At 67.9% G+C, this 25,747-nt stretch carries 26 protein-coding genes and 1 rRNA gene; 4 read left to right on the top strand and 23 right to left on the bottom strand.

Going from position 1 to position 25,747, the window contains the following annotated elements:
- Positions 1–10 precede the first annotated feature (10 nt).
- Positions 11–778, top strand: a complete 768-nt coding sequence (locus ABZ827_RS13465; RefSeq protein WP_357236723.1) for a metallophosphoesterase — start codon at positions 11–13, stop codon at positions 776–778.
- Between the two features lie 93 nt (positions 779–871).
- On the opposite strand, the gene ABZ827_RS13460 is transcribed toward ABZ827_RS13465, so the two are convergent.
- The 6 genes from ABZ827_RS13460 to ABZ827_RS13435 form a co-directional block, all read right to left on the bottom strand.
- On the bottom strand, positions 872–1,150 hold the full coding sequence (locus ABZ827_RS13460; protein WP_357236721.1) for a CsbD family protein: 279 nt from the start codon (positions 1,148–1,150) through the stop codon (positions 872–874).
- Positions 1,151–1,269: 119 nt separating this feature from the next.
- Entirely contained in the window at positions 1,270–1,695 is a 426-nt protein-coding gene (locus tag ABZ827_RS13455; protein WP_357236719.1) for a nuclear transport factor 2 family protein, read from the bottom strand.
- Positions 1,696–1,740: 45 nt separating this feature from the next.
- Positions 1,741–2,253 carry a DUF1992 domain-containing protein gene (locus tag ABZ827_RS13450; RefSeq protein ID WP_357236717.1) on the bottom strand — a complete coding sequence of 171 codons (513 nt, stop codon included), beginning with the start codon at positions 2,251–2,253 and terminating at the stop codon, positions 1,741–1,743.
- A 96-nt stretch (positions 2,254–2,349) separates the two neighbouring features.
- Positions 2,350–3,714, bottom strand: a complete 1,365-nt coding sequence (locus ABZ827_RS13445) for a hypothetical protein (RefSeq protein WP_357236716.1) — start codon at positions 3,712–3,714, stop codon at positions 2,350–2,352.
- A 126-nt stretch (positions 3,715–3,840) separates the two neighbouring features.
- The gene (locus ABZ827_RS13440; RefSeq protein WP_357236714.1) at positions 3,841–4,773 is read right to left on the bottom strand and encodes an alpha/beta hydrolase; all 933 of its coding nucleotides are present in this window, start codon (positions 4,771–4,773) and stop codon (positions 3,841–3,843) included.
- 31 nt (positions 4,774–4,804) lie between these two features.
- The gene (locus tag ABZ827_RS13435) at positions 4,805–5,404 is read right to left on the bottom strand and encodes a helix-turn-helix domain-containing protein (protein ID WP_357236712.1); all 600 of its coding nucleotides are present in this window, start codon (positions 5,402–5,404) and stop codon (positions 4,805–4,807) included.
- 89 nt (positions 5,405–5,493) lie between these two features.
- On the opposite strand from ABZ827_RS13435, the gene ABZ827_RS13430 reads away from it, so the two are divergent.
- Positions 5,494–6,411, top strand: coding sequence for an NADP-dependent oxidoreductase (locus ABZ827_RS13430; RefSeq protein ID WP_357236710.1), 918 nt, complete (start codon positions 5,494–5,496; stop codon positions 6,409–6,411).
- A 75-nt stretch (positions 6,412–6,486) separates the two neighbouring features.
- Here the strand turns inward: ABZ827_RS13430 and der are convergent, their stop codons facing one another.
- The 10 genes from der to steA all read right to left on the bottom strand — a co-directional run bounded on the left by der (position 6,487) and on the right by steA (position 17,676).
- Positions 6,487–7,914, bottom strand: coding sequence for a ribosome biogenesis GTPase Der (der, locus tag ABZ827_RS13425; RefSeq protein WP_357236708.1), 1,428 nt, complete (start codon positions 7,912–7,914; stop codon positions 6,487–6,489).
- Positions 7,911–8,609 carry a (d)CMP kinase gene (gene cmk / locus ABZ827_RS13420; RefSeq protein WP_357237409.1) on the bottom strand — a complete coding sequence of 233 codons (699 nt, stop codon included), beginning with the start codon at positions 8,607–8,609 and terminating at the stop codon, positions 7,911–7,913. Before cmk ends, der begins: the two co-directional genes overlap by 4 nt.
- Positions 8,610–8,689: 80 nt before the next feature.
- Positions 8,690–10,021, bottom strand: a complete 1,332-nt coding sequence (locus ABZ827_RS13415; protein WP_357236707.1) for a pseudouridine synthase — start codon at positions 10,019–10,021, stop codon at positions 8,690–8,692.
- A 9-nt stretch (positions 10,022–10,030) separates the two neighbouring features.
- On the bottom strand, positions 10,031–10,687 hold the full coding sequence (scpB, locus tag ABZ827_RS13410; RefSeq protein WP_357236705.1) for an SMC-Scp complex subunit ScpB: 657 nt from the start codon (positions 10,685–10,687) through the stop codon (positions 10,031–10,033).
- 71 nt (positions 10,688–10,758) lie between these two features.
- Positions 10,759–11,562, bottom strand: coding sequence for a segregation/condensation protein A (locus ABZ827_RS13405; protein ID WP_357237407.1), 804 nt, complete (start codon positions 11,560–11,562; stop codon positions 10,759–10,761).
- Between the two features lie 83 nt (positions 11,563–11,645).
- The gene (locus tag ABZ827_RS13400; protein WP_357237405.1) at positions 11,646–12,452 is read right to left on the bottom strand and encodes a ParA family protein; all 807 of its coding nucleotides are present in this window, start codon (positions 12,450–12,452) and stop codon (positions 11,646–11,648) included.
- A 353-nt stretch (positions 12,453–12,805) separates the two neighbouring features.
- The gene (xerD, locus tag ABZ827_RS13395) at positions 12,806–13,753 is read right to left on the bottom strand and encodes a site-specific tyrosine recombinase XerD (RefSeq protein ID WP_357236703.1); all 948 of its coding nucleotides are present in this window, start codon (positions 13,751–13,753) and stop codon (positions 12,806–12,808) included.
- A 14-nt stretch (positions 13,754–13,767) separates the two neighbouring features.
- A complete protein-coding gene (locus ABZ827_RS13390) occupies positions 13,768–14,424 on the bottom strand; it encodes an NUDIX hydrolase (protein ID WP_357236701.1) in 657 nt (218 codons plus the stop codon).
- Positions 14,421–16,148, bottom strand: coding sequence for a CTP synthase (locus ABZ827_RS13385; protein WP_357236699.1), 1,728 nt, complete (start codon positions 16,146–16,148; stop codon positions 14,421–14,423). Before ABZ827_RS13385 ends, ABZ827_RS13390 begins: the two co-directional genes overlap by 4 nt.
- Positions 16,149–16,464: 316 nt before the next feature.
- On the bottom strand, positions 16,465–17,676 hold the full coding sequence (steA, locus tag ABZ827_RS13380) for a putative cytokinetic ring protein SteA (RefSeq protein WP_357236697.1): 1,212 nt from the start codon (positions 17,674–17,676) through the stop codon (positions 16,465–16,467).
- 173 nt (positions 17,677–17,849) lie between these two features.
- Here steA and ABZ827_RS13375 point away from each other — a divergent pair, with 173 nt between their 5' ends.
- Positions 17,850–18,269: an SRPBCC family protein gene (locus tag ABZ827_RS13375; RefSeq protein ID WP_357236695.1), complete on the top strand. Its 420-nt coding sequence runs from the start codon at positions 17,850–17,852 to the stop codon at positions 18,267–18,269.
- A 192-nt stretch (positions 18,270–18,461) separates the two neighbouring features.
- Here ABZ827_RS13375 and recN read toward each other — a convergent pair whose 3' ends face one another.
- From recN to ABZ827_RS13350, 5 genes are read right to left on the bottom strand one after another with little or no spacing between them, the layout of a single operon-like run.
- Positions 18,462–20,234 (bottom strand): DNA repair protein RecN, encoded by a 1,773-nt coding sequence (recN, locus tag ABZ827_RS13370; protein ID WP_357236693.1) that lies wholly within the window; start codon positions 20,232–20,234, stop codon positions 18,462–18,464.
- Positions 20,212–21,186: an NAD kinase gene (locus ABZ827_RS13365; protein WP_357236691.1), complete on the bottom strand. Its 975-nt coding sequence runs from the start codon at positions 21,184–21,186 to the stop codon at positions 20,212–20,214. The genes recN and ABZ827_RS13365 overlap by 23 nt, the downstream gene beginning before the upstream one ends.
- Positions 21,183–22,004: a TlyA family RNA methyltransferase gene (locus ABZ827_RS13360; RefSeq protein WP_357236689.1), complete on the bottom strand. Its 822-nt coding sequence runs from the start codon at positions 22,002–22,004 to the stop codon at positions 21,183–21,185. The genes ABZ827_RS13365 and ABZ827_RS13360 overlap by 4 nt, the downstream gene beginning before the upstream one ends.
- A gap of 1 nt (position 22,005) precedes the next feature.
- Positions 22,006–22,290: a hypothetical protein gene (locus ABZ827_RS13355; RefSeq protein ID WP_357236688.1), complete on the bottom strand. Its 285-nt coding sequence runs from the start codon at positions 22,288–22,290 to the stop codon at positions 22,006–22,008.
- 13 nt (positions 22,291–22,303) lie between these two features.
- Complete coding sequence (locus tag ABZ827_RS13350; RefSeq protein WP_357236686.1) at positions 22,304–23,206, bottom strand: HAD-IIA family hydrolase; 903 nt, start codon at positions 23,204–23,206, stop codon at positions 22,304–22,306.
- A gap of 250 nt (positions 23,207–23,456) precedes the next feature.
- Here ABZ827_RS13350 and ABZ827_RS13345 point away from each other — a divergent pair, with 250 nt between their 5' ends.
- A complete protein-coding gene (locus tag ABZ827_RS13345; RefSeq protein WP_357236684.1) occupies positions 23,457–23,945 on the top strand; it encodes a GyrI-like domain-containing protein in 489 nt (162 codons plus the stop codon).
- Positions 23,946–24,092: 147 nt separating this feature from the next.
- Here ABZ827_RS13345 and ABZ827_RS13340 read toward each other — a convergent pair whose 3' ends face one another.
- The gene (locus ABZ827_RS13340; protein WP_357236683.1) at positions 24,093–24,962 is read right to left on the bottom strand and encodes a hypothetical protein; all 870 of its coding nucleotides are present in this window, start codon (positions 24,960–24,962) and stop codon (positions 24,093–24,095) included.
- A gap of 694 nt (positions 24,963–25,656) precedes the next feature.
- Positions 25,657–25,747: ribosomal RNA gene (gene rrf, locus ABZ827_RS13335) — 5S ribosomal RNA — on the bottom strand; the annotation flags it as partial.

Here is a 25,747-nt window from a genome sequence, read left to right as displayed (position 1 = left end):
AGTGGGGCAGATGCGGATCGCCGCTGTCGGAGATGTCCATTTGGGAACCGATTCGCGTGGGCTGCTGCGCCCGGCACTACGCGAACTGCCGGCGCTCGCCGATGTGCTACTACTGGCCGGTGATCTGACCAGGCACGGAACGCCTGCGGAGGCCGAAGTCGTCGCGCACGAATTCGCCGATGTGGGTGTGCCGGTAGTCGCCGTGCTCGGTAATCACGACCATCACAGCGATGCCGAGGCCGAGGTGACGCAGATGCTGGAGTCCTCCGGTATCACCGTCCTCGAAGGCAGCGCCACCACGATCGAAATCAATGGATCGACCCTCGGAATCGCCGGCACCAAAGGTTTCGGCGGCGGGTTCGCGGGAAAATGCGCGAGCGTTTTCGGGGAGCGGCTGATGCGCGAGTTCGCGGGGCATACCGTCGAGCTGGCGGCCGAGCTGGACAGTGCCCTGGCCGGGCTGGATACCGATATCACGATCGTTATGACCCACTACGCCCCGATCAGCGACACATTGCACGGCGAGCCGCGCGAGATCTACCCGTTCCTGGGTTCCTATCTGCTGGGTGAGCCCATCGATACGCACGGCGCCGATCTGGCCGTGCACGGTCATGCGCACGCTGGCACCGAACGCGGCAGCACACCGGGTGGTATCCGGGTACGCAATGTCGCCCAGCCGGTGATCGGCAAGGCTTTCGCGATCTATGAACTACACGAGAATACGGACGCGGAACCGGCAGGCGATAGCGATCAGGATCGGACCACGGTATCGAGCTGACGGCGGCCGGGACAGCACTGCGGCGACCTCACGGAGAGGTCGCCGCAGTTGTCCTCCGGCCCGGCCGGTACAGCTCACCGCCGGGCCGCGTGCTCAGACGTCGCGTTGGGTCGGTGCCACGGTCTGCCCATGGCCCGGATCCTGCTCGGCCCGCTGACGCTGTTCGGCGTCGGCGGCCTCCAGTCGTTGCTGCTGCGCCTCGTTCTCCTTTTCGGCGGCAGCGCGCTGCGACTCTCCCTTGTCCTGCTGGGCCCTACCCTCGGTACGCAGGGAGTCGTTGTCGAGAACCGCTCCCGCGGCCTCCTTGACCTTGCCCTTCGCGCCCTCGACGACACCTTCGATGCCCTCGCGTGCGGTCTTGTGCTCGGTCACGATATCCACCTCCGAATCTCGTTTTTTCGGTTGGATACCGGTCGCGTACCCGGGCCTGCCGGGTTCAATCCGGCAACAGCACTCGGATCGGGGTGTCCTGGCTCACCGCGCCGGGTCGTTCAGGAGAACGCTGCCTCGAGACCGTCGAACCAGGCCGATTCCTCGACCAGCCGGGCACTGCGCCAGCCGTCCGGGGTACGTACCAGATCGTGGTTGTACCAACCGCCGCAGGTGAACTGCTTACCCGGCGAGACGATCATCGGGTTGAAGAACATGGCACGGACCTTGGCGGTATCCGTGTCCAGATCGACCGCGATATTGGAGACGAAATGCTGGGTCCGCGCGAACAACGCCAGCTGTTCGGTCAGCCGGGCGATAACGGTTTCCATATCCCCGGCGGGCCCACCGGCCGTCGTGTAGTCGATTTGCGCGTCCGGAGTGAACACCGTGCGGTACAGCGCCCAGTCCTTGTCGTCGACGGCGGTGGCGTAGCGGGTGAGCAGATCGGTGATCTCGATCCGGTCGGCGAGGGTGCGTGAATCCATCCCCCCATACAACAGCACCGAGCCCGGCGCCCGGGTGCTATCGGTTCAGCCCGGCCGAAGGAACCGGCGCCACCACGATGCCCGGGCACCGGACCGCGGGGCGGGGCCGGGTTGTCCGGTGGACGGGCGCTGATCGGCCGGCAGCGTCGCGCCCACGGCCGCGGCGCGCCATCCGGCGACCACCTCTTCGGCATCGACCGGGGCGATCGGCACCTGCGGGCCGCTCGGCACCCGCAACCAGTCCACGATCCGCCGGTTGAGCGCGGAAACGGTTTCGCGTACTTCGGCTTCGGTGGTGAGCTCACGCACCGATTCGGGCAGACGTTCCACATCGCGTCGCAGCAACAGCGAGGGCGGCAGCAGCGCGTCCCCGCTCACGCCCTCGCGGCGCACGTAATCGCGAAGCCAGGCGTTCTCGTCGTAATGCGGGTTGCCCGCTCCCGGCAGCGGTTTTCCGGCTCCCGGGAGATTTTCGAACTCGCCCCGCTCGGTGGCCTCGCGTATTTTCCGGTCGACCCAGGATTCGAAGTCCACCCCCGCGGGTTTGCGCTCGGACATCGTGCCTCCTCACCGTCGTTCACCACGGTAACGCGTCACTCACCGTGCGGAACAGCGGCGACACCGGCCGGGTTGCCCGAGCGGCGGGGCAGCCGATCAGGCTCCGTTGGTCGAGGCGCTGCGCGGCCGGCCGGACCGGGCCTTGCGCCGTTCGGCCTGCAGTTCAGCGAGTTCCTGCTCCAGGATATCGGCAACCCGGAACTGACCGGTGTCATAGCCGTCGGAGGAGCGCACGACTTCCAGGAATTCGTCGGTTTCCTTGTCACCGGACAATTTGCCCTTGGCGGCTCCCGTGGCCGAGGCACCCGATGTTCCGTTGGCCGAAGCGCCCTGCTTGTTCTGTCCCAGCTTCTTGGTGACCGGAAGCTTATCGGTGACATCCGCGGATTTCACCGTGGGTTCGTCGAACAGAGGTGAGTTCGTGGCCAGTTCGTCCAGCAGAGAACTCGTGCGCCCGATGAGCCCGGAGGTCACCTCGGCGAGATCGGTCGTGCGTTTCTTCGCGGATTCGCCGGTTTTGCCCTCCGCCCGGAACGCCGGTCCACCGGCGTCGGACGTATTTTTCGCACCGGATTCCAATGCCGCCGGTTTCACCGCCCCGGTCTCCCCGGTCGGCAATGCCCGCGCTTCACCGGCATTGGGATCGAGTTTCATGCTCACCCGCGGCAGACTGCTGCGGATCTGCGCGGCCGGATCGGGCAGCACCCGGACCTGTTCGGTAGCGCGCAGGATCGCCATCCCGTACCGGGCGCTGGCCGCGTCATGGATGAGCAGGGCGACACCGATCATCACCGGTGCGACGGCATGCACCCCGATGTTGTACCAGTCGCCCATCCGGAGATACGGATACGTGTTCAGCCCGACAGTCAGGGCCAGCAGCGCCAATTCGGCGGCCGCCGTCTGCTTCCGGTTGTTGATCACACCCCATTCGGCCACTTTGTTCGTGCCGATCATGATGATGATCAGGCAGACGCTGATCATCCCTTCCAGCAGATAGCTGAACCAGAACAGGGGATCGCTGGGACCGGTGGGTGCGATGTTCTGCTGGACGTTGACCGCCGACCACAGCATGCCCGAACCGACAACGCCGGCCAGCGCACGCAACGACCAGGACCGATGCCGGTACAGCGAAGCCAGTTTGGCGTGCGGGCTGGACTCCCGGCGCTGCGCGGCGATGGCTTTACGGGCGAGCAAGAGGTCGCGCATATCCGCCTTCTCGATCTGCTCGGTGGTCTGCCTGGCCCGGTCGTTCGCCGAGGCGACCGCCTGGATCTCCTTCCAGCGCTGCCCGCGCTCCTGCTCGCGGATGCGCTCGGCGAGTTCACGTTCGGCGCGTAGCTCCGTTTCCGACAACGCCTCGGTCAGCGCGGGATCGAACTGGTAGGCCAATCTGCCGCGGGCATGTTCGACTCGCTGGGCCAGTTGCGTGACATCGTCCTCGATCGGCGGCTCGACAGTCATTACGGCTCCCGCCTCGGGTGATTCGATGGCAGACAAGTAGTCACGCCGGGGTACGTTACTTCGCTTTGCTTCGCGATGCACCGTCACGGTCGAAACGACCGATTTATGTCGCCGTTCACAGGCCGTTCACGAGTTCCCCTGGCGGGGTCGCGGTTCCGCCGATACAGCGTCCACAGCAGCCAGAATCGCGCGCACAGCCGGCCCGGCCTCGGGCACCGGCGCAAGGGGATACACATGGAATGCGGCCCGTTCCTCGATGAAATGCACTGTGGCACCGCCACATTCCGCGGAGGCGGCGGCACGTTCCGCGAACAGTCGAGCGTCCGGATAAAGGATGTCGTGGGTACCCATGTAGATATCGGTCTCCGGTAGCCCCGCCACCGGACCGTTGATCGGGCTGAGCGCCGGCAGGCCGAGCTCGTCACCGCCGGCCCACACCCGGCCGGCTTCGAGCAGACCCGGCCGCGCCAGCCACGGATCGGCAGCTTCCAGCCCATCGATCTCAGGGTTCGACAGCCGCATATCCAGGCACGGCGACAACAGGATCAGGCGGGCAGGTGCCGGCAGTCCTGCCCCGGGCAGCAACTGGGCGAGCAGTAGTGCCAAGGTCCCGCCGGCCGAATCCCCGGCCAGCACCACCCGCGCGGGATCGAATTCGCCGAGTACATCCCGATAGACCGCGGTCAGGTACGGCGGGGTAGCCCGGTAGGTGTAGCGCGGAGCCAGTGGGTAGATGGGCACCTCGACCCGATGCCCCGCCGCCACCAGGCGTCCGATGAACCGCCAATGCCACCAGCTGATCTCCCGGAAGAAACTCCCACCGTGGAGATAGATCACGACCACACCTGATTCCCCACCCGAGCGCGACGTCACCGTGTAACACGGGAACCCACCGACCGTCCGGCAGCCGACCCGGTAGCGCCGCCGGAACCGCCCCGGGGGCGTGTGCTCCGCGGCCGGCTCGGCCATGGCGGCCCGCACCTTCTCAGCAGTGTCCATCCCGCGCTTACGGGTCAGGCGCAGGAGTACCGATAACGCCCGGGTGCGACGACTGACCATGACTTCTCCTCGAGCAGTACGGAATGGCCGGTCACGATCTTTCGGCTGCTGACGATCCGGAGCCGTCGGGGATGCTGTCCGCGGTGACGGCGATCAGGTCGGCCGCACTGGCCGATAGTGTCTGGGCGAAATCGGCCTGCTCATCGGCCATACACCGTTCGGCGGTCAGGCGGAACACGGCCATGCCGACATCGGCGATCAGCCGTGCCGTCTGCCCGTCGCAGCCACGCTGCACCAGGGCCGCGGTGAGGGATTCGGACAGCGATGCCAGCTTGCTCAGCTCGCGTTCCTGCAACTGCGGATTAGCCGCGATAACCGCGGACCGCTCCCGCAGGAACTCGCGTGGACGCAACACTTCTGGTGCAGCGGTGAACGCGGCCAGCAGCGTGGGCAGCGGGGCGGTGTCCGCGGGTACGGCGTGTATCGCGGAGACGAGTACCTGCTCGAGATCTTCGCCGCCGCCGAACAACACCTCACGTTTATCGGCGAACCACCGGTAGAACGATCGCTCGGTCAGGTTCGCGCGCTGCGCGATCTGCGCGATCGTCGTGCGGTCATAGCCCTGCTCGCTGAACAGGTCCAGCGCCGCGCGTTCGAGCCGCCCACGGGCGTTGCCTTCCCACCGTGCCATTCAGCGATCATAGCGACAGCAGATGCTGTCGTCACTTGCTATCGTAGTGACGACAGCATCTGCTGTCATAAGCCTTCGAGGAGAACTACATGCGTACCCTTCGTTTCCACGAGTTCGGTGCACCGCTCGACGTCCTGCGGCTCGAAGACACCGCACCGCCCACACCCGGGCCGGGCCAGATCCGCGTCGTGGTCCAGACGTGCGGGCTCACCCCGGCGGACTGGGCGCTGTGCGACGGACTCTTCCCCGGCGACCTGCCACGCGGCATCGGGCTCGAGGTGTCCGGCACGGTCGACGCCCTCGGGGACGGGGTGACCGGCGTCGAGATCGGCGAACCGGTACTCGGCCCGGCACCGTTCACGGGACCGACCGCAGGCGCGTCCGAACAGGCGCTACTCGACATCTGGTTCCCGCGCCCGCCGGGGCTCGACCCGACCGCCGCCGCCGCGTTGCCGATGGCAGTCGAAACGGCCTGTCGAGGCCTGGAACAACTCGGCATCCGAACAGGCGACTCCGTGCTCATACACGGCGCGGGCACCACCGTCGGATACGCCGCGGTGCAGATGGCGGTTCGCCACGGGGCGCGGGTCATCGCCACCGCCGGAAAAACCTACGCCGACGCGCTGCGCGCCGCCGGCGCCGAAGTCACCGGTTACGGCGACGGCATGGTCGAGCGAGTACGGACACTCGCGGGCGGAGCGGTCGACCTCACCCTCGACGCGGCACCGTTCAGCAATGTGTTGCCCGACCTCATCCGGACCGTCGAGGCACCGGCACACGTATTTTCCTTCGCCCCGCCCGGCTCAACCAACGAGCTCGGCATCAACCTCGGCCGCCCCGACGCCCCCCTGCGCCACGAAGCGATCGGCGAATACGCACAGCTGGCGTCCGAAGGCCGCTTCTCGGTACCGGTGGCCGGCACCTTCGCACTGGAGGATTGGCGCACAGCCGCCGCAGCGAGCCTGTCCGGACACGCCCACGGCAAACTCGTCCTGCAGATCAGCTAGGTGTCGCAGCGAAGAGGGCGGGCGCGGCGGCCCGCCCCTACGCTCACCCGTCTCCCGGACGGGTGAGCGGTCCAGCTACTTCTTCGGGCGCTTCTCCCGGACCCGCACCGAGATCCGCACCGGCGACCCGTCGAACCCGAATTCCTCGCGCAGCCGCCGTTCCAGGAACCGCCGGTAACCCGCTTCCAGGAACCCGGTGGTGAACAGCACGAACGTCGGCGGCCGGGTGGTCGCCTGCGTCGCGAACAGCACCCGGGGCAGCCGGCCGCCGCGCATGGGCGGCGGGGTCGCGGCGATAACCTCTTTCAGCCAGGTGTTCAACCGCCCGGTCGGGATCCGTTTATCCCACGACTCGAGCGCGGTCTCCATGGCCGGTACCAGTTTCTGCACCGCCCGGCCCGTCTGCGCGGAGATATTGACCCGCTGCGCCCACGGCACCCGGATCAGGTCCCGATCCACCTCACGGTCGAGTTGTAACCGGCGATCCTCGTCCACCAGATCCCATTTGTTGAACGCCAGCACCAGCGCCCGCCCCGAATCCGCGACCAGGCTGATCACCCGCAGATCCTGTTCGGTGATCGGCTGCGAGGAATCGATCAGCATGATCGCCACCTCAGAGGCTTCCAGCGCCGATTTGGTACGCAGCGACGCATAGAACTCGGTCCCGCTGGCATTGGCCACCTTGCGGCGCAGGCCCGCGGTGTCTACGAACCGCCACACCTTGCCGCCCAGTTCCACCAGCGTGTCCACCGGGTCCACTGTGGTGCCGGCGATATCGTGCACCACCGACCGCTCGTCGCCGCTCAGCTTGTTCAGCAGGCTCGATTTTCCGACATTCGGTTTCCCGACCAGCGCCACCCGGCGCGGCCCGCCGACACGGCCGATGTCCTCGCGGGGTGTTTCGGGCAGCACCTCGAGCACATCGTCGAGCAGGTCCCCGGTACCGCGTCCGTGCGCCGCGGACACCATCCGCGGTTCCCCGAGCCCCAGCGACCACAGTGCGGCCGCGTCGGATTCGATGCGCTGGTCGTCGACTTTGTTCGCGACCAGGATCACCGGTGTCTTCGCCCGGCGCAGCACCTTCACCGCGGCTTCGTCGGTGGCGGTCGCGCCGACCACCGCGTCCACGACCAGCAGGATGGCGTCGGCGGTGTTCATGGCCAGTTCGGCCTGACGGGCCACCGACTGCTGCAATCCCTTCGCGTCCGGTTCCCAGCCACCGGTGTCCTGTACCCAGAAGCGGCGGCCCGCCCAGGTCGCCTCGTAGGACACGCGGTCGCGCGTCACACCGGGTACATCCTCGACCACCGCTTCACGACGGCCCAGGATCCGGTTGACCAGCGTCGACTTCCCCACGTTCGGGCGGCCGACCACTGCCAGGGTGGGCATCAGCAGATGGTCGCCGGCTTCCGGGTCGTCCGCGAGATCGGTGATCTCCCAGTCGGTTTCGTCACTCCATACGCCGTCTCCGGCGAGTACATCGCTCATGGTGTCCCCGCTCATCCGGCAGCTCCCCGGCGACGCGCCGCATGCCGATCGCGCGGCTGGTCCAGCTGCCGGGCGACCTCGCGATACAGCTCTTCGATAGTTTCGTCCATCGTCAGATCGCTGGTGTCGATCTGCACCGCGTCCTCGGCGCACCGCAGCGGCGAGACCGCGCGGGTCGAGTCGAGGCGATCGCGGCGCTGGACATCGGCGAGCACGCCGGCATAGTCGTCGCCGCGGCCCTCGGCGATATTCTGCTGATTGCGCCGATGCGCACGGGCCTGCGCGGAGGCGGTCAGATAGATCTTGGCATCAGCGTCGGGCAGTACGGTGGTGCCGATATCCCGGCCCTCGACCACGATCCGGCCGGCGCTGACCGAGATCTCCCGCTGGAGCGCCACCAACTGCTCGCGTACCTCCGGCACCGCCGATACGGCCGATACCGCCGCGGTCACCGCGGGGCCGCGGATCTCGCCGCGCACATCGTCGCCGTCGAGTTCGATCAGCTCACGATCGGGGTCGGTGCCGATTCGCAACGGCATATCGGTCACGGCCGCGAGGACCGCGCCGGTATCCGCCGGATCGACGCCGGCGCGCAGCACCTGCAGGGTCGCGACCCGGTACATGGCCCCGGTATCGAGGTAGCGGGCCGAAAGGCGCACCGCCAAACGCCGCGAAACACTGGATTTACCGGTACCCGAGGGTCCGTCCATCGCCACGACCAGCGACCGGTCGCCCGCCGGGTCCGCGATGAGCCCTACCGGAGCTTCGACGCCGTTCACAACGACCCCCTTCACAATGACACCGCCTCGTAGAGTTTTCCGATTTCGTCACGCCCGAGTACCCGCAGGGTGCCCGGCCGTTGATCGGCCAGTACCACCGGGCCGATATGCGTACGGACCAGCCGGGTCACCGGGTGACCGACCGCGTCCAGCAGCCGTCGCACGATATGTTTGCGCCCTTCGTGCAACACCACCTTCACCAGTGAGCGTCCCGCGTCGACATCCAGTACCTGGAATTTGTCCACGGTGGCGGGGCCGTCCTCGAGTTCCACGCCGTCACGCAGGATCTTCCCGATGGAGCGGTGCACCTCGCCCTGCACGGTCGCGAGATAGGTTTTCGACACCAAATACGAGGGATGCATCAGCCGATGCGCGAGATCACCATCGTTGGTGAGCAGCAGCAGCCCCTCGGTATCGGCGTCCAACCGGCCGACATGGAACAGCCGCTGCCCGGCCGCCACCCGCTCGGCCACGATATCGCCCACGCAGGGGCGGCCCAGATCGTCGGACATCGTGGACTGCCAGCCCTTGGGCTTGTTCAACGCCAGATGTACGAGTTCCTCACGCACCACCACCCGGATACCGTCCACCCGCACGACGGCGTTCTCCGGGTCGATACGCAGACCCTGTTCGCGCACGATGATGCCGTCCACCTCGACCCGGCCCCGGTCGATCATCTCTTCGGCGGCCCGCCGCGATGCCACCCCGGCCTTGGCCAGGACTTTCTGCAGACGTTCGCCCTCACCCCAGGGCATTTTCTCGTGGGCGGGCTCATCATGTTCCACATGCTGGCGCCGGGCCGGTTTGGCATTGTTCAGCTGCGGCGGACCACTGGACCGAGGTGTCTGGCTCTTGCGAGCCGGACCGCCGCTGCCCGGACGCCCGCCGGTCCGCGATCCGGCCGCGGAACCACCACGACCCGCTACACCGGATCCACCTCGCCCGGCTGCCGCGGAACCACCACGACCGGATGCCGCGGGACCACCACGACCGGCGACAGAGGAACCACCACGGCTCGATCCGGGAGCACCCCGCCCGGATGTGGCCGAACCACCACGCGCCGGCGTCGCGGAACCACCGCGACCCGGCTGCGGACGTGCACCGCGCCTGCCCATCGGCGCGTCCGGGTTTCCGGCACGTCCTCCACGCTGGGCCTGTTCACTGCGCGCCCCACGCTCCGCGCTACGTGTCCCCCCGGCGCGGCCAGCTCGGGGCAATTCGCTACCTCCCCGGCGGGCCTCACCCGCCCCGCGGGGTGCGCCGCGCCCGCGACCGGCCCTGCTGGGCTGGTCGCCGCGTTGTCTACGATCCGGTGTGCCATCTCGGCGAGCGGGTGTATTCACGGTTTCCTGTCAATCCTCGGCGCCGAGATTCAGATCGTCCTCGGCGGGTTTACGCAGTCTGGTGTAACGGGGATCCGTCTCCAGACTGTCATTGATCTCATCGATCAGGTCGACGCCCGGCAAAAGGGGCGCCAGCGGCGGCAGATCGCTCAGCGACGCCAGTCCGATCCGCTCCAGGAACAGTTCGGTGGTGCCGTACAGCGTGCCGTTGGTTTCCGGGTCGGCGCCCGCCTCGGTGATCAATCCCCTGGCCAGCAGGGTACGCATCACACCGTCGACGTTGACACCGCGCACCGCGCTGACCCGAGCCCGGGTCACCGGCTGACGGTATGCCACGACCGCCAGCGTCTCCAGAGCCGCCCGGGTCAACTTCGACCGGGCGCCGTCGAGCAACATACGCTCCACATACGGTGCGTACTCGCTGCGAGTATAGAAGCGCCACCCGTCCCCCGCGAAACGCAGATCGATTCCACTGTGCCGCGACGCCAGTTCCGCCGACATCTCACGTAACGCCTGTTCGACCCGGCTCGGGGACTCGTCCAGTGCTGTCGCCAGCTGCTCTACCGGCGCGGGAGTGTCCACCACGAGCAGGAGCGCTTCGAGCGCGGCGCGCAATTCGGCGTCGTCCAGCGACTCGGGCGCGAATTCGGTCACAGTTTCGCTCATACCGTCCCCTCTCCTACTGCGCGAGGGCCCTGCGTGGTCCCGCTGCGCTCCCTCCTCCGGGCCTGACTCGCTCATCCGTAGTCCTCTTCGATAGTGGGCGGCGCGGCCGCGGTGTCCTCTCCGGTCCAGCGGACCGCGAGGGGGCCCAGCGGATCGGGCTGGTCGAACTCGATCGACCGGCCACGATAGAGCTCGAGCAGGGCCAGGAAGCGCGCCACGATCTGGATCGGGGCCGCACAATCGGCGACCAGCTCGGCAAAGGTGGTCCACGTTCCCGCACCACGCGCCTGCAGAAGTTCCAGAACGAGGGTCGCCTGTTCGGCGACCGAGATCGTGTGGGCGTGCAGATGGTCCAGCCCCACCGTCGGTACCGGCCGGGGCCGGAACGCCGCCGCGGCGATCTCGGCGAACCCAGCCGCGTCCACCCCGAGCGTAACCTCCGGCAGCAGCCCCGCGAACCGCTCTTCCAAGCTCACCGCCCGCGGATACCTGCGCAGCGCGGCGGCCTCGAGTTCGGACAGCAGTTCGGCGACCTGCTTGAACGCCCGGTACTGCAGCAACCTGGCGAACAGCAGATCTCGCGCCTCGAGCAATTCCAGATCGTCGGGATCCGTCACCTCCCCCGACGGCAACAGACGCGCGGCCTTCAGATCCAGCAGGGTCGCCGCGACCACCAGGAACTCGGTGGTCTGATCCAGAATCTTGTCGGTGCGCAGCGAATTCCCCGGCTCCGCCAGGCCGGCCGTGAGCGCCTTCGTATAGGCGATGAATTCATCGGTGACCTGATGCAGCGCGACCTCGGTAACGTCCAGCCGGCGCTGTGAGATCAGCTGCAGCAGCAGATCGAACGGGCCCTCGAAATTGCTCAGCCGCAGATGGAAACCGGATTTCTCCGGCGCCGCGCCCGCGGTATCGCCGGATTCGCTGGTGTTCGACGGTGCAGGCTCAGATGCCGCGCTCACCGACCGGACCGGTGGATGACTTCCCGTGCCATCGCGCGATACGCCTCGGCACCGCTGGATTTCGGCGCCCAGGTCGTGATCGGCTCACCGGCGACGCTGGCATCCGGGAACCGGACGGTCCGCGCGATCGCCGTGTCGTACACCAGCTCCCCGAAAACCTCCACCACACGCGCCATCACCTGACGGGAATGCAACAACCGGGCATCGAACATGGTCACCACGATGCCGTACAGGCTCAACCGCGGATTCAGCCGGTCCCGCACCTTCTCCACGGTGTCGTTGAGCAGCGCCAGACCACGCAGCGAAAAGTACTCACACTCCATCGGGATGATCACCCCGTCGGAACAGGCCAGCGCGTTCACCGTGAGCAGCCCGAGCGACGGCTGGCAATCGATGAGGATGTAGTCGTACCGATTCCGGATCGGTTCCAGCGCCCGGCCCAGCGATTGTTCCCGGCCGACCTCGTTGACCAACTGGATCTCCGCCGCGGACAGGTCGATATTGCTCGGCATCAGATCCAGGTTCTCGACCTTGGTCTGCATGAGTACATCGTCGACGCCGACCGGTGCCCCGACCAGCAGGTTGTGCACGGTCTGATCCAGGTCGTGGTGCGCCACACCGAGCCCCGCCGACAACGCGCCCTGCGGATCGAGATCGACGAGCAGCACCCGCCGCCCGTATTCCGCCAGGGCAGCACCCAGATTGATGGTCGACGTGGTCTTCCCGACTCCGCCCTTCTGATTACACATCGCCACGATGAGCGCGCTGCCCTCGTGCGAGGGCACAGGAGGATCCGGGACCATGCGTAGCGGCCGCCCGGTCGGACCGAGCTCGGCGTTCGCGGGAACGGGCTCGGGACCCGCACCCCACACGGACGCGGCACGCTCGTCGTTCTCGGCGCCCCTCGGCGGTTCGCCCGCTCCGACTGTCGTCACGTTCCGCTGCTCCTTATACGTTCCTGCCCGTCACCTCGTAGAGCTTAACGAGGCCGATCAAGGCACGGTCTCGCTTTCGCCACGGTCCGGCTCCCCCTAGACGCTACCGCTTGACAGCACTCGAGCGCCCAGTGTGGCCACGGCGTGTTCCTGTGTTTATCGGCGCGCCTCCGGCCCCGCGTGATTTCGGCCGTGCTTGCCACCTTCACACCCCACCGCTCTCATCGCGCCCTGGGATGCGCGGTCGCCCAGACCTCCCGCAGCGTCCCCACCGTGACCAGCGTGTAGATCTGAGTCGTCGTCACCGACGCATGCCCCAGCAGCTCCTGCACCACCCGGACATCGGCTCCGCCGTCGAGGAGATGAGTGGCGAACGAATGCCGAAGCGTATGCGGCGAAACCGTAGCCGTGATCCCGGCGCGCTCCGCCGCACGCGACAAAACCTGCCAGGCACTCTGCCGGGACAGTCGTCCGCCGCGGACATTGAGAAACAGCGCCGCGCCCGCCCCGGAGGACCGCACACCACTGTGGCCGTGGGCGGCCAGCGCAGGCCGCCCACGCACCAGATAGGCGTCCACCGCCGCCAGCGCGGGACGTCCGACCGGAACGATCCGTTGTTTACCACCCTTCCCCCGCAGCACAACCGCGCGTCCCTCGAGATCGAGGTCGTCGATATCGAGCCCGACAGTTTCCGAGATCCGCGCACCGGTCGAATACAGCAGTTCCAGCAACGCTCGATCCCGCAGCCCCCGGGCACCCGCGTCCCCACCCGCCCCGGAATCCGCGCCGACCGCTTCCAGCAGCCGCAGCACCTGATCCACCGGAAGCGCCTTGGGCAGCCGCTGCCCCACCATCGGCGGTTTCACCGTATGCGCGACATCGGTACTGATCAGCCCTTCCGCGGCGGCGAAGCGGTGCAGCCCGCGTACCGCGATCAGTGCCCGCGCCACCGAACCCGGCGCCAGCGGCGGATGCCGGGAATCTCCCGTACGCAACGCGACCGCGAATTCGCCGATATCGATCGCGGTAACGGATTCGAGGTTCCCGATACCGCGGTCCTTCAGGTACTCCTGGTATCGCCCCAGATCCCGCCGGTACGCCGACAGCGTGCTGCGCGCGGCGCCGCGTTCCACCGCGAGATGATCCAGGAAGACGTCGACCTCGCGCACCGCACAACCCGCTCTCAGTCCGCGGCCTGTTGCGCCGCTCGACGGCGCAGCAACGCGCTCGGCTGACCGGGCCACGGCGCGTCGGCGGGACGCAACGGCAGATCCGTGGCGCCGGCCGTACTCAACGCGAGCAACCCGGCGACCGCGGTCGCGTTCACGATCTCACCCGACAGGGCCGCCCGGACCGCGTCGGCGAGCGGCATCCGCACCAGTTCCAGATCCGCTTCCTCGTGTTCGGGCGTGGGCCGCTCGGTTTCGGTGAGCCCCCGCGCCAGATACACGCGCAGCGCCTCGTCGGTGAAACCCGGTGACAATGCCACATCCACGAGCACCGACCATTCCCGCGCCGCCAGCCCGGTTTCCTCGGCCAGTTCCCGTCGCGCCGCCTCGAGCGGATCTTCCCCCGGTATATCGATCAGTCCGGCCGGCAGTTCCAGCAGCCGCTCGCCGAGCGGATGCCGGTACTGGCGGATCAGCACGATCCGACCTTCGTCGTCCACGGCGACCACCGCGACCGCCCCGTGGTGTTCGACCACTTCCCGCTCCACGACCCGCCCGTCCGGCATTTCGACCTGATCCAGCCGCAGGGCCACGATCGCGCCGCTGTAGACCACCGTGCTGTCGACGGTCCGGAAGGCGTGCGTCCCCGGCACGGGGTCCGTGCCGCTCATGAGGTCTGCTCGGCGGCGCCGGCCATTTCCTGCTCACCGGGAATATCCACCGGAAGCCGTTCGGCGAGTTTGTACCGCAGCGCGGCGGCGATCAATTCGGCGAACAGCGGATGCGGCCTGGTCGGGCGGCTCTTCAGTTCGGGATGCGCCTGGGTGCCGACGAAGAACGGGTGGATATCCGGGGGCAGTTCGACGAACTCCACCAGATGCCCGTCGGGCGAGGTGCCGCTGAACCGGAGCCCGCCGGAAGCGATCTTGTCACGGTAGGAGTTGTTCACCTCGTAGCGGTGCCGATGCCGTTCGGACACCTCGGTGGCACCGTAGGCCCGGGCCACCACCGACCCCTTCTCCAGTACCGCCGGATACGCGCCGAGGCGCATGGTGCCGCCCAGATCGGCCTCACCGGCCACGGCCTGCTCCTGATCGGCCATGGTGGAGATCACAGGGTGTTCGGTGTCCGGTTCGAATTCGGCGGAGTTGGCGTCGGCGAGTCCCACCGAACGCGCGGCCTCGATAACCATGCACTGCAGCCCCAGGCACAACCCGAGCAGTGGCAGTTTGCGATCGCGGGCGTGCCGGATCGCACCGACCTTGCCCTCGATCCCGCGGATCCCGAATCCGCCCGGGATCAGCACCGCGTCGACATCGCGCAGGGCGGCCTGGGCACCGGCCGCGGTTTCGCAATCGTCGGACTGCACCCAGCGCAGCTTCACCTTCGCCCGGTGCGCGAAACCGCCGGCCCGCAGCGCCTCGGTGACCGACAGATAGGCATCCGGCAGGTCCACATACTTTCCGACCAGCGCGACTTCCACCGTTTCCCGCGGCGCGTGCACCCGGTCGAGCAGATCACCCCAGATGGTCCAGTCGACATCGCGGAACGGCAGCCCGAGTTTGCGCACCACATAGGCGTCGAGCCCTTCCCGGTGCAGCACCTTCGGGATGTCGTAGATCGACGGGGCGTCAGGAGTGGAGATGCACGCCTCGGCCTCCACATCGCACATCAGCGCGATCTTGCCCTTCAGCCCGGCCGAGACTTCGCGATCGCAGCGCAGAATCAGCGCGTCGGGCTGGATACCGATACTGCGCAGCGCCGCCACCGAATGCTGGGTCGGTTTGGTCTTGAGCTCACCGGAGGGCGCCAGATACGGCACCAGCGATACGTGCAGGAAGAAGACATTGTCGCGGCCGACATCGTGGCGGATCTGCCGGGCGGCTTCGAGGAACGGCTGGGATTCGATATCCCCGACCGTGCCGCCGATCTCGGTGATCACCACATCCGGTTCGTGTCCCTGCAGGTCCGGGCCGCGCATCGCCAGGATGCGCGCCTTGATCTCGTCGGTGATATGCGGGATCACCTGTACCGTATCGCCGAGATATTCGCCCCGCCGCTCCTTGGCGATGACCGACGAGTAGACCTGGCCGGTTGTGACGTTGGCGTCCTTCGACAGATCCCGATCGAGGAACCGCTCGTAGTGCCCGACATCGAGGTCGGTCTCGGCGCCGTCCTCGGTCACGAATACTTCTCCGTGCTGGAACGGATTCATGGTGCCGGGATCGACGTTCAAATAGGGGTCGAGCTTCTGCATGGTGACTCGTAGTCCCCGTGCGGTCAGCAACTGACCGAGACTGGAGGCGGTGAGACCCTTACCGAGTGAAGAGGCGACACCACCGCTCACGAAAATGTGTTTGGTGGCCGTGCGCGCCTGAATCCGTGTATGACCCACGGGTCTTCACGGTAACACGAAACCGGCCCGACAATCGACCGCCACTCCCGGTTAACCACCTGATCGCCCGATCCGCCTTCCCCGAATGCGAACAGAACCGCGGTACTGCGTTCCTCATCCGCCCCGGAGACACCACCGGCCACTTCCTCCACATCCCCGGCGATCACAGAGCTCGCCACGGGAGTTCCGTACCACCGTTCGGCGAGTGCTGAACGGTTGCGCGGAGCAACGAGCCGGCGGGTCGTAGCCGCGTACCACTCCGGCCACGACCCACGCGGTGCCGGACCGGATGAAGATCACCCGACAGCCGCCGTAGCTATCCCGCCCCCTCGACGAATCCCCTGCCCCACAGCTCCACGCGGTCCAGCATCTCCTGGACCCCCGCCAGCATCTCGCCGCCGTGTCCGGCCGCGAGTATCGCCACGATCGCCACCCCCAGCACCGCCAGGATCAGCAGTGCCGTGATCACCCCCGAGAAACGGCTCCGGTACAGCGTGGCCACCGCGGTCGCGTCCATAATCGATTCGCCGACCTTCAGCCTGGTCATGAATGTCGCCGGGTTGCTGTCCCGGCGGCCGCGGTCGAAGAATTCCTCCAGCGAGGCGCTCGCGCCCGCCGTCACGATCAGCGAGGCCCCGTGGTGATGCGCCAGCAGCAGCGCCAGATCGGCAGGCGTCCCGGAACAGGGGAAAGTGACCGCGCCCAGACCCAGCTCCTTCACTCGATCCAGACCGTCGGCCCGGCCGTCCAGGTCCGCCGGCAGGATCAGTTCGGCTCCGCAGGTCAGCGTTTTGGTGGTGAGCTCGTCCGGATTCCCGACGATCAGATCGGGCCGGTAGCCCGCCCGCCGCAGTGCCTCGGCGCCGATACCGACACCGACCATTGCCGGGGTGTACTCCCTGATGAACGGTTTGAGCTTCTTCAGGTCTTCGGTATGCCCGGGGCCCGCACCGACCACCACCACCTGTCGCCCGTTCAGGTCCAGTTGCGGCCCGGGCACGCCGATCCCGTCCATGAGCAGCGACGATTCGGCCCGGATGAACTCCAGTGTGTCGCCGGCGAACGATTCCAGATGCTCGGCCAGTCCGTCCCGCGCCTCACGCATACGTTCGGCGATCGCGTCCTCATCCAGTTCGAGGCATTCGACGAGGGCCTCGGGTTCCTTCCGGGTGAGCCGGTCGGCATAGACGACACCGCCGTCGATCCGTACCCGGGCGCCGTCCTTGATTCTGCCGAACGCATCGGAGCTCACCGTATCCAGCAGCAGCACACCCCCGGCGACCAGAACCTCGGGCCCGACATTCGGATAGCGGCCGGAAATCGACGGTGAGGTGTTCACCACCGCCGTCACTCCGGCCGCTATCAGCCGGTCGGCGACGGCCTGATCCAGGTCCATTTCGTCGAGGACCGCGATATCCCCTGGTTCCAGCCGCGCGAGCAGCCGTCGCGTATCACGGTCGACCCGGGCGATCCCGGTCCGGCCGGGCAGTGTCTCGGGACTCTTCGACAGCAGCGCCAGCATCCTCATGCAGCGATGATGTCGGTAAACCCTCAACCTTCGGTGGAGACACGCCGCTGACCGGCCCGCATTCAGGCAATCGATCAGCTATCCGCGGCCACGCCCGCCCGCTCGGCTCCACGCGGGGACCCGCCGGGCGGCGCCGTATGCTGCCGGGCACAGCTATTCGAAGAGGAGACTCCATGGCCAGCACCACCGTCGACACCGTGATCGCCGCCCCGCGTGCGACCGTGTACCGACTGTTCGCCGACCGCGAGAGCATCAACCCCCATCTCGCCGTGAATATCACCCTCGTCAAACCGGGCACCACCGAACGCGAAGGCGTGGGCGCCCAGCACAAAATCGGACTCGGACCGGTCGGCGTGGTCGAGGAGATCACCGCGCTGGTGCCGAACGAGCGGATGGAATACAAGATCGTCAAGGGTGCTCCGGTGAAAAGCCATACCGGCGTGATCACCTTCGCCGACGCCGACAACGGCACCCGCGTCAGCTACACGATGACCTCCGAGCCGTCCCTGCCCGTACCCGCGAAGGCGCTGGAGGTCGGACTGAAAGGCCTGATCAATCAGTTCATCGCCGCCGCGGAAAAAGCCGTCCGCTGATCCGCCGGCCCGCTCACCGCACACCGTGACGCCGTTCCGGCCGCAAACGACCCCGGTGGTTCCGGCAGCCGGATCGGCGCGGCATCGGGGAGGTCCGGGCCACCCGCCGACGGCGAGCAACCCACACGGCCGAACTATCCGCCGCGGGATCCATCGCCGAACCGGGTCCCAGGCGTGACGGGCGTGGTTGGGTCAGCGCGCCGCGATACGCTCCGCGCGCGCGATATTGAGCAGTTCCCAGGCATGCGCGCGGCCGGTTTCGGTATCGTCGAGCCCGGCCAGCATCCGGGCGAGCTCGACGATCCGTTCGTCCTGCGTCAGGGCGCGAACCCCGGAGTCCACGGCACCCTCACCGTCGTCGGATTTGTTCACGACCAGGTGCGTGTCGGCGAACGCCGCGACCTGGGCCAGATGGGTCACCACGATCACCTGATGGGTGCGCGCGAGGCGGGCCAGCCGCCGGCCGATCTCGACCGCGGCCCGGCCACCGACACCGGCGTCCACCTCGTCGAACACCATGGTCGCGCCGTGTTCGTTACCCGCCAGCACAACCTCGAGAGCCAGCATCACCCGGGACAACTCACCACCGGACGCGCTCTTGCTCAACGGCAGCGATTGCGCCCCGGAATGGGCGGCCAGCCGGAACTCCACCTCGTCGACGCCGGCGGGCCCGGCATGTAGTTCGGTGCCGTCGATCAGCAGCGGAGCCGAATCCTGCGGTCCGGCCGGAACCGGGCGGACCACCGCCTCCAACCGCGCCTTACCCATCGCCAGCCCGCTCAGTTCCTCGCTCACCGCCGCGGCCAGCGCCCCCGCCGCGGCGTGACGCGCCTCCGACAGTTTCACCGCCGCGTCCCGCACCCGTGCGGCGCCCGCCTCGACCTCGGCGGCAAGCGCCGCCAGCGTCTCCTCCGATACATCCAGCGATTCCAGCCGGGTCCGCGCCTCGTCCGCCCACGCGATCACTCCGTCGATATCGGGTGCGTATTTGCGGGTCAGCGATTTCAGTTCGGCCTGCCGGGTCAGCATGGATTCCAGCGCACCGGGATCGGACGGCAGATCGGCCAGGTATCCGCTCAATTCGGTGGTCAGATCCACCACCACAGCGATCGCGTCGGCCAGCCGCGGCGACAGCGCCGCCAGCGCCGGGTCCTCGGCTCCTTCGATACGGGAGCGCGCTGCGCCCAGTGCATCCAGCGCCCCGGCGTTCTCGCCCGGATTGTCTTCCGGACCCGCCAGCGCCTCATGGGCCGTGGCCGCCGCCTCCCGCAACGAATCCAGATCACTGAGCCGCCGGACCTCCGCGACCAGGCGTTCGTCCTCACCCGGCTCCGGTGCGACCGCGTCGATTTCGGCCAGCGACTGGGTGAGGCGTTCGGCTTCGGCCGCCATATCGCGGCTGCGCGCGGTGCGTTCCAGCAGTGTGTTCCGCGCGTCCAGCCAGGCGCGGCGCCGGTCGGTGTACTCGCCGAGCAGCGGCCCCACCGTCGCGTCCGCGAACTGATCCAGAGCGCGTAACTGCTGTTCGGGGCGCTGCAGTCGCAGCTGGTCGTTCTGCCCGTGCACGGTCAGCAGCGGCGCGGTGAAATCCGACAGCACCGAAGCCGGAACACCGCGGCCGCCCAGATGCGCCCGGGACCGCCCGTCGCTGCCCACTGTGCGGATCGCGATCACCGTGCCGTCGTCGTCCGCGACGGCGGCAGCCGCTTCCAGTACCAGTTCGGCTTCCCCGCGAGCCGTCGAATTCACCTCGTCGAGGGTGAACCGGCCTTCCACCACCGCACGATTCGCGCCGAGCCGCACTCGTCCGGCATCCGCGCGGGCACCACTCAACAGGTGCAGACTGGTGACCACCATCGTCTTGCCCGCTCCGGTTTCACCGGTGAGCACCGTCAGCCCTTCGTGGAATTGCGCGGTGGCCGTGGAGATAACGCCCAGTCCGTCAATTCTTATCTCTGTCAGCACGTGTGCCCTCCGTTCGCCGCCGGCCCCGCCAACCCGTTACCGGCAGCTCGAACTTGCGCACCATCCGATCCGCGAACGGCGCGGAATCCAGCCGCACCCATCGCACCGGCTCGGCACCCCGGACCGCTTCGACCCGGCCGCCCCGCGGCAGTGCGAGGGTGCGCCTGCCATCCAGGAAAACTATCGCATCATGGCCGGTGGCAACCGATTCGACCGCGATCCGCGAATCCGGGCTGGTCACCAGGGGCCGCGCGAAGAGAGCGTGGGCGTTGCTCGGAATCACCAGCAGCGCTTCCAGTTCCGGCCACACCACCGGTCCACCCGCCGAGAATGCGTACGCCGTGGAACCGGTAGGGGTCGCGACAAGGATTCCGTCACATCCGTACGACGACACGGGCCGCCCATCCACCTCGAGTACCACTTCGAGTATTCCCATGCGCGCGGCATTCTCGATACTGGCCTCGTTCAACGCCCAGCCACGCTCGATGATCTCGTCGTCGAGCCGGACGCTGAGATCGATGGTCATCCGGTCCTCGACCCGGTAGTCCCGCCGCACCACCTGGGCAAGTGCCTCGTCCAGATTCTCGGCCTCGGCTTCGGTCAGGAACCCGATACGGCCCAGGTTGATCCCGAGCACCGGTACAGTGACGTGCCGAGCCAATTCCGCGGCGCGCAGCAGCGTACCGTCGCCGCCGAGCGCCAGTACCATTTCGCAACCCAGCGCCGCATCCGGCTCATGCGCCACCACCTGCACCGGATAGCCACCGGATTCGGTGACCGGTTCGCAGTCGGCGTCGAAGCGGGTGCTGTACGCCTCGTCGGCGAGTACCCGCAGGCCGATACCGGCCTCGGCGCAGATTTTCGCGACACGATGTGCCGTCTCACTTATCTCGGCGCGACCCGGATGCGATACCAGCAGTATCTCTCTGGGCCGGCCGGTTTCCGCACTCATTGTGGACCTTCCTCGACCGCCAGCCGCACCATCTCCGCCACCTCGCCGGCCGTTTCACCGGCGGTTTCCTCCCGGCGCAGCCACAAAAAGTATTCGACATTCCCGGAGGGCCCAGGCAAGGGACTGGCCACCACCCCCAGTGTCCGCAGCCCGTGCTCCGCGGCCGCGGCGGCCACCGCGCACACCGCATCCGCCCGCAGCTGTGGGTCACGCACCACGCCCCCCGACCCGACACGTTCCTTACCGACCTCGAACTGCGGCTTGACCATCGGCAGCAGATCGGCACCCGGCGCCGCGCAGGCGGCCAGCGCGGGCAGCACCAGACTCAGCGATATGAACGACAGATCGGCGACCACCGTTTCCACCGGTCCACCGATATCGTCCGGTGTGAGCGAGCGGACATTGGTCCGATCGAGAACATGCACTCGATCATCGGTACGCAGCCGCCACACCAGCTGGCCGTAGCCGACATCCGCTGCCACCACCTCCCGCGCCCCGCGATCGAGCAGCACATCGGTGAACCCACCGGTGGACGCGCCGGCGTCCAGGCATCGCCGTCCGGCGACAGTCAGACCTCGCGGCTCGAAAGCCGCCAGCGCGCCCAGCAGTTTGTGCGCACCGCGCGACGCCCACACCACCTCGTCGACCTGGTCCTTGACGATCAGCGGTGTCCCGGTCTGCACCGCTGTCGCCGGTTTCACCGCGACGGCCCCGTTGATCAGCACCCGCCCGGCGCCGATCAGCTCGACAGCATGTTCGCGTGACCGCGCCAATCCGCGGCGGACCAGTTCCGCGTCCACCCGCGCCCGCCTGGCCACCTCAGATCTTGTCCACCGTCGCCAGAGCCTGGACCAGCACATCATGTGCCTGTTCCAGGATGTGCGCACGGCGGGCGAGGTCGGTGCCAGCGGTATCGTTCCCGGCCGCGCCATCGCCGATCGGCCCGGTGGCCAGTTCGGCGAGCAGTTCACGGACGTCGGCACGGATCCGTTCCGGATCCGCGGGTTCGCTCTGCTCGGAAGCTCCGGGCAGATGCTGACCGGGCAGCGGCACCCCGGGCCGGGCAGCGCCGGGGTTGTTCGGGCGGGGATTCGGGGTAGTCATCGTGAGGTCAACGCTATCGGATTTCCGAGCGAGGCGCGCGAACCCGCAGGGCCCGGTCCGGATGCGCGAGCAGTTCACGCCGGATGGCGGCCGGCTCGCCTATGCCGCCGACGACCGGCGCATTGTTCAGCGCGGCCAGGCTGCCGGCGATATAGGTCGGCCACCGTTCTTCGGGCAGCCCGGCCAGTTCCTCGACCGTGCTGACGCCGGTGAGCACCAGCAGCGAATCCACTGCCACGTTCTCCGCACCGTCGATATCGGTATCGAGGCGATCGCCCACCACCAGGGCGGCCCGGGTCCCGGCCCGCGCGAGCGCGTCATCGAGCAGCGGTGCACAGGGTTTACCCGCGACCACGGGTTCGCGATCCGACGCCGCCCGTAGCGCGGCGACCATCGCACCGTTACCCGGGGCGAGGCCCCGTTCGTTCGGCAGTGTCCGGTCGGTATTGGCAGCAACCCAGATCGCGCCCGCGCGCAGGGCATACGACGCCTCGGCCAGATCCGGCCACGCGGTCTGCGGGGAATGCCCCTGCACCACCGCCGCCACGGAATCCGTCGCCCGCCGCACCGGTTGCAGGCCCGCGGCCTTCACCTCGGCTGCCAGGTCGTCGGTGCCCACAACCAGGACCTCCGCGCCACGCTCGACGCGTTCGGCCAGGAGCCGCACCGCGGCCTGCGCACTGGTCACCACATCGGTTTCCCCGGCCGAATATCCCAGCTCGGCGAGATGGTCCGCGACCGCGCCGGCAGCCCGGCTCGCATTGTTCGTGACATACATCAGCCGCTGTGACCCCCCGGCCAGTTCCGCCGGCCCGCCCTCGACGACCGCGGATCCGCGGTAGAGGGTCCCGTCCAGATCCAGCAGCAGCGCCTCGTACCGATCCCGCAACCGTGGCGTTTCACTCGCTTCCCGCACACCCGGACCCTACGTCGTCCTGCGTAGCCGGCTCCCACCCAGCCCACCCGCCGCACACAGGCACAGGCACAGGCACAGGCACAGGGACAGGGACAGGGACAGGGACAGGGAATGATCGCTCTCCGGGCCCAGCCGTAGCCGGCCCCGGAGGCAGGAACGATGACTCTGCACCGAGAACGACGTCGTAGTAGTCGAGAAGCATCCGGCCGCGCACGACGCGACCACCGGACAACGATCTTGGAGGAAACATATGGCCGCCGAGTCCGCCGATCGGACTGCCGAACCACAGGTGCTCGAAATCGCCGAATCGATACTCGCGGCCGTCCACGGCCGGATCTCACCGGAAGGAATTCGCGACTTCTTCGACGCGTCCTTCAGCCGGCTGGCAACCGTCATCGCCGCGCAGGCCATCACCATCACCGGCCCCGCACTCGCCCGCTACGGCACCATCACCGAGCACACAATGGACATCACGGTAGGTTTCCCCGTCAACCGGCCGATCCGTCCCGAAGGCGAGGTCATTGCCGACCGGCTCCCAGCCGGGCAGATCGCTCGTCTTGTGCACCACGGTTCCTTCGACGGCCTGAGCCGCAGCTGGGATCTCCTGCACTCCTGGATCACCGAGCGGGACCTCACCCCGGGAACCGCCAGGTGGGAGGTCTATATAACCGAGCCGAACCCACAGATGGACCCCGGCGACCTCCGTACAGAGCTCAACTGGTCCATCACACCTGCGTGATCGACGTCCTCGCCCAGATATTCAGCCGATGTCCGGGCGAGCACCCCGCCGTGCACGACATCCGGAACAGCACCCGAGCCACCGAGAACCGCACAGGTGCCCCGTTGTACGCGGCTCACCGGCGGGTACGAGCCCGTCCTCGGGTTGTCAGGAACCTCCGGTGAGCTCCGCTGCCCGTTCCTCCGCATCGGTTTCCCCGTCGAGATCGGCCGACGCGGCATTGAAGAACCAGGTCAAACCCTCGTCTGTGCGACCGGCGGCGACAAGCGCGTCGGCGTATGCGTAGAACAGCCGCGCCGGACCGGAACCGCTGCGGGCCGGATCGAGATCCGGAGTCTGCAGGGTGACCACCGCTTGGTCGTATTGGCCCAGATCCATCCGGGCCCCGGCGACCACGATCCGCAGCTCGATCGCCTCGTCGCCGGTCAATGCCCGGCCTTCATCGCTGCGCCCGATTTCGATGGCCCGCTCGGGCCGGCCCAGACCACGTTCGCAGTCGGCCATCACAGCAAGCAGCCCGGAACCGCCCGACATCCGGCGCGCCGCGCGTAACTCCGAGAGCGCTTCTGCCCACTCCCCGGCGTGGTAGGCCACTACGCCCGCTGTCTCGCGGACCACGGCGATCCGTCCCGCACGCTGCCGAGCCGCCCGCGCATGGGCCAGAGCCAGCCGCGGGTCGTCGTCGAGTACCTGCGCCGCCATCACCAGATGCCGTGCGACAGTTTCCGCGTTGCCCTTGTCCAGGCTCAGCAGATCACGCCGGACGGCGGAATCCAGGTCACCGGCCTGAATATCATCGGGCAGATCGGGTTCGTCCGGACGTGGGGGGCGCCGATCCAAGCCCCGGGCAGCGCCTTCTCCACCTCGGCGCCGCGGCCCACGCGAATCGTCACCCCGGTGCGCCGCCGACCCGTTGGCACCGGCCGTACCAGGAGTCCTATCGGCCCCACGTCCCGAACCGCCCGGGCCACCGCGTTCACCGAACCGGCGGTCGCCGGAATCCGGGCGCCGGTCCACCCGACCCGCGGCATCCCGGTAGCTCCGATCACGACCGCTGTCCTCGCCGCCGCGCCGATCGGACCCACGGCGCTCGCCACGGTCCGGATACCCACGCTCGGGCTTGTCCGCACCGGCCCGCGAATCCCGGCCGCCGTATCCACCAGAGCGGTTGTCGTCTCGCCCCGGTCGCGTTCCGCCCGCTCGGAAACCGCCGCGATCATCGGACCTGCCGGCACGATTGTCCCGGCCGCTCGAGCTGCCACCGCGTTCAGGGCGATCCCGGTCGCCCCGGTAGGAACCGCGGCCGCTGTCACCACCGAACCGATTGTCGCCGGAGGCGGGCCGTCCGCGATTCCCGGTTCGGGATTCACCAGTGCGGTCGCCTCGCGGACCTCCGCCCGAAGCGTCGTCACGACGAAAGCCGCCGCGGCCGCCCGTACTCCGGGCACGGTCGCCGGCAGGCTTCTCACCACCCGAGCCGGATTTGCCGTCGCCCCCCGACCGGCGGAATCCGCTATCCGCCCCGGAAGAATTGCGCCGGAACGGTTTCCGGTCATCGCTGTGTTCCGGCACGGCGGATTCCCTCTCTCAAATGAAAACGTCTGAATTGATCACAACGAACTGTTGTTCAGCACAAGTTTACGGGCCACAACCCCGATACAGAAACGACGATAGGGGACCCAGAATCTGGGTCCCCTATCGTGAAAGTATGTTCCGGCGGTGTCCTACTCTCCCACACCCTGTCGAGTGCAGTACCATCGGCGCTGGCAGGCTTAGCTTCCGGGTTCGGAATGGGACCGGGC

Origin of the sequence: Nocardia sp. NPDC019395, from assembly GCF_040632335.1 — a bacterium.
Classification (GTDB): domain Bacteria; phylum Actinomycetota; class Actinomycetes; order Mycobacteriales; family Mycobacteriaceae; genus Nocardia.
This window is presented reverse-complemented; position numbering and strand designations above follow the sequence as displayed.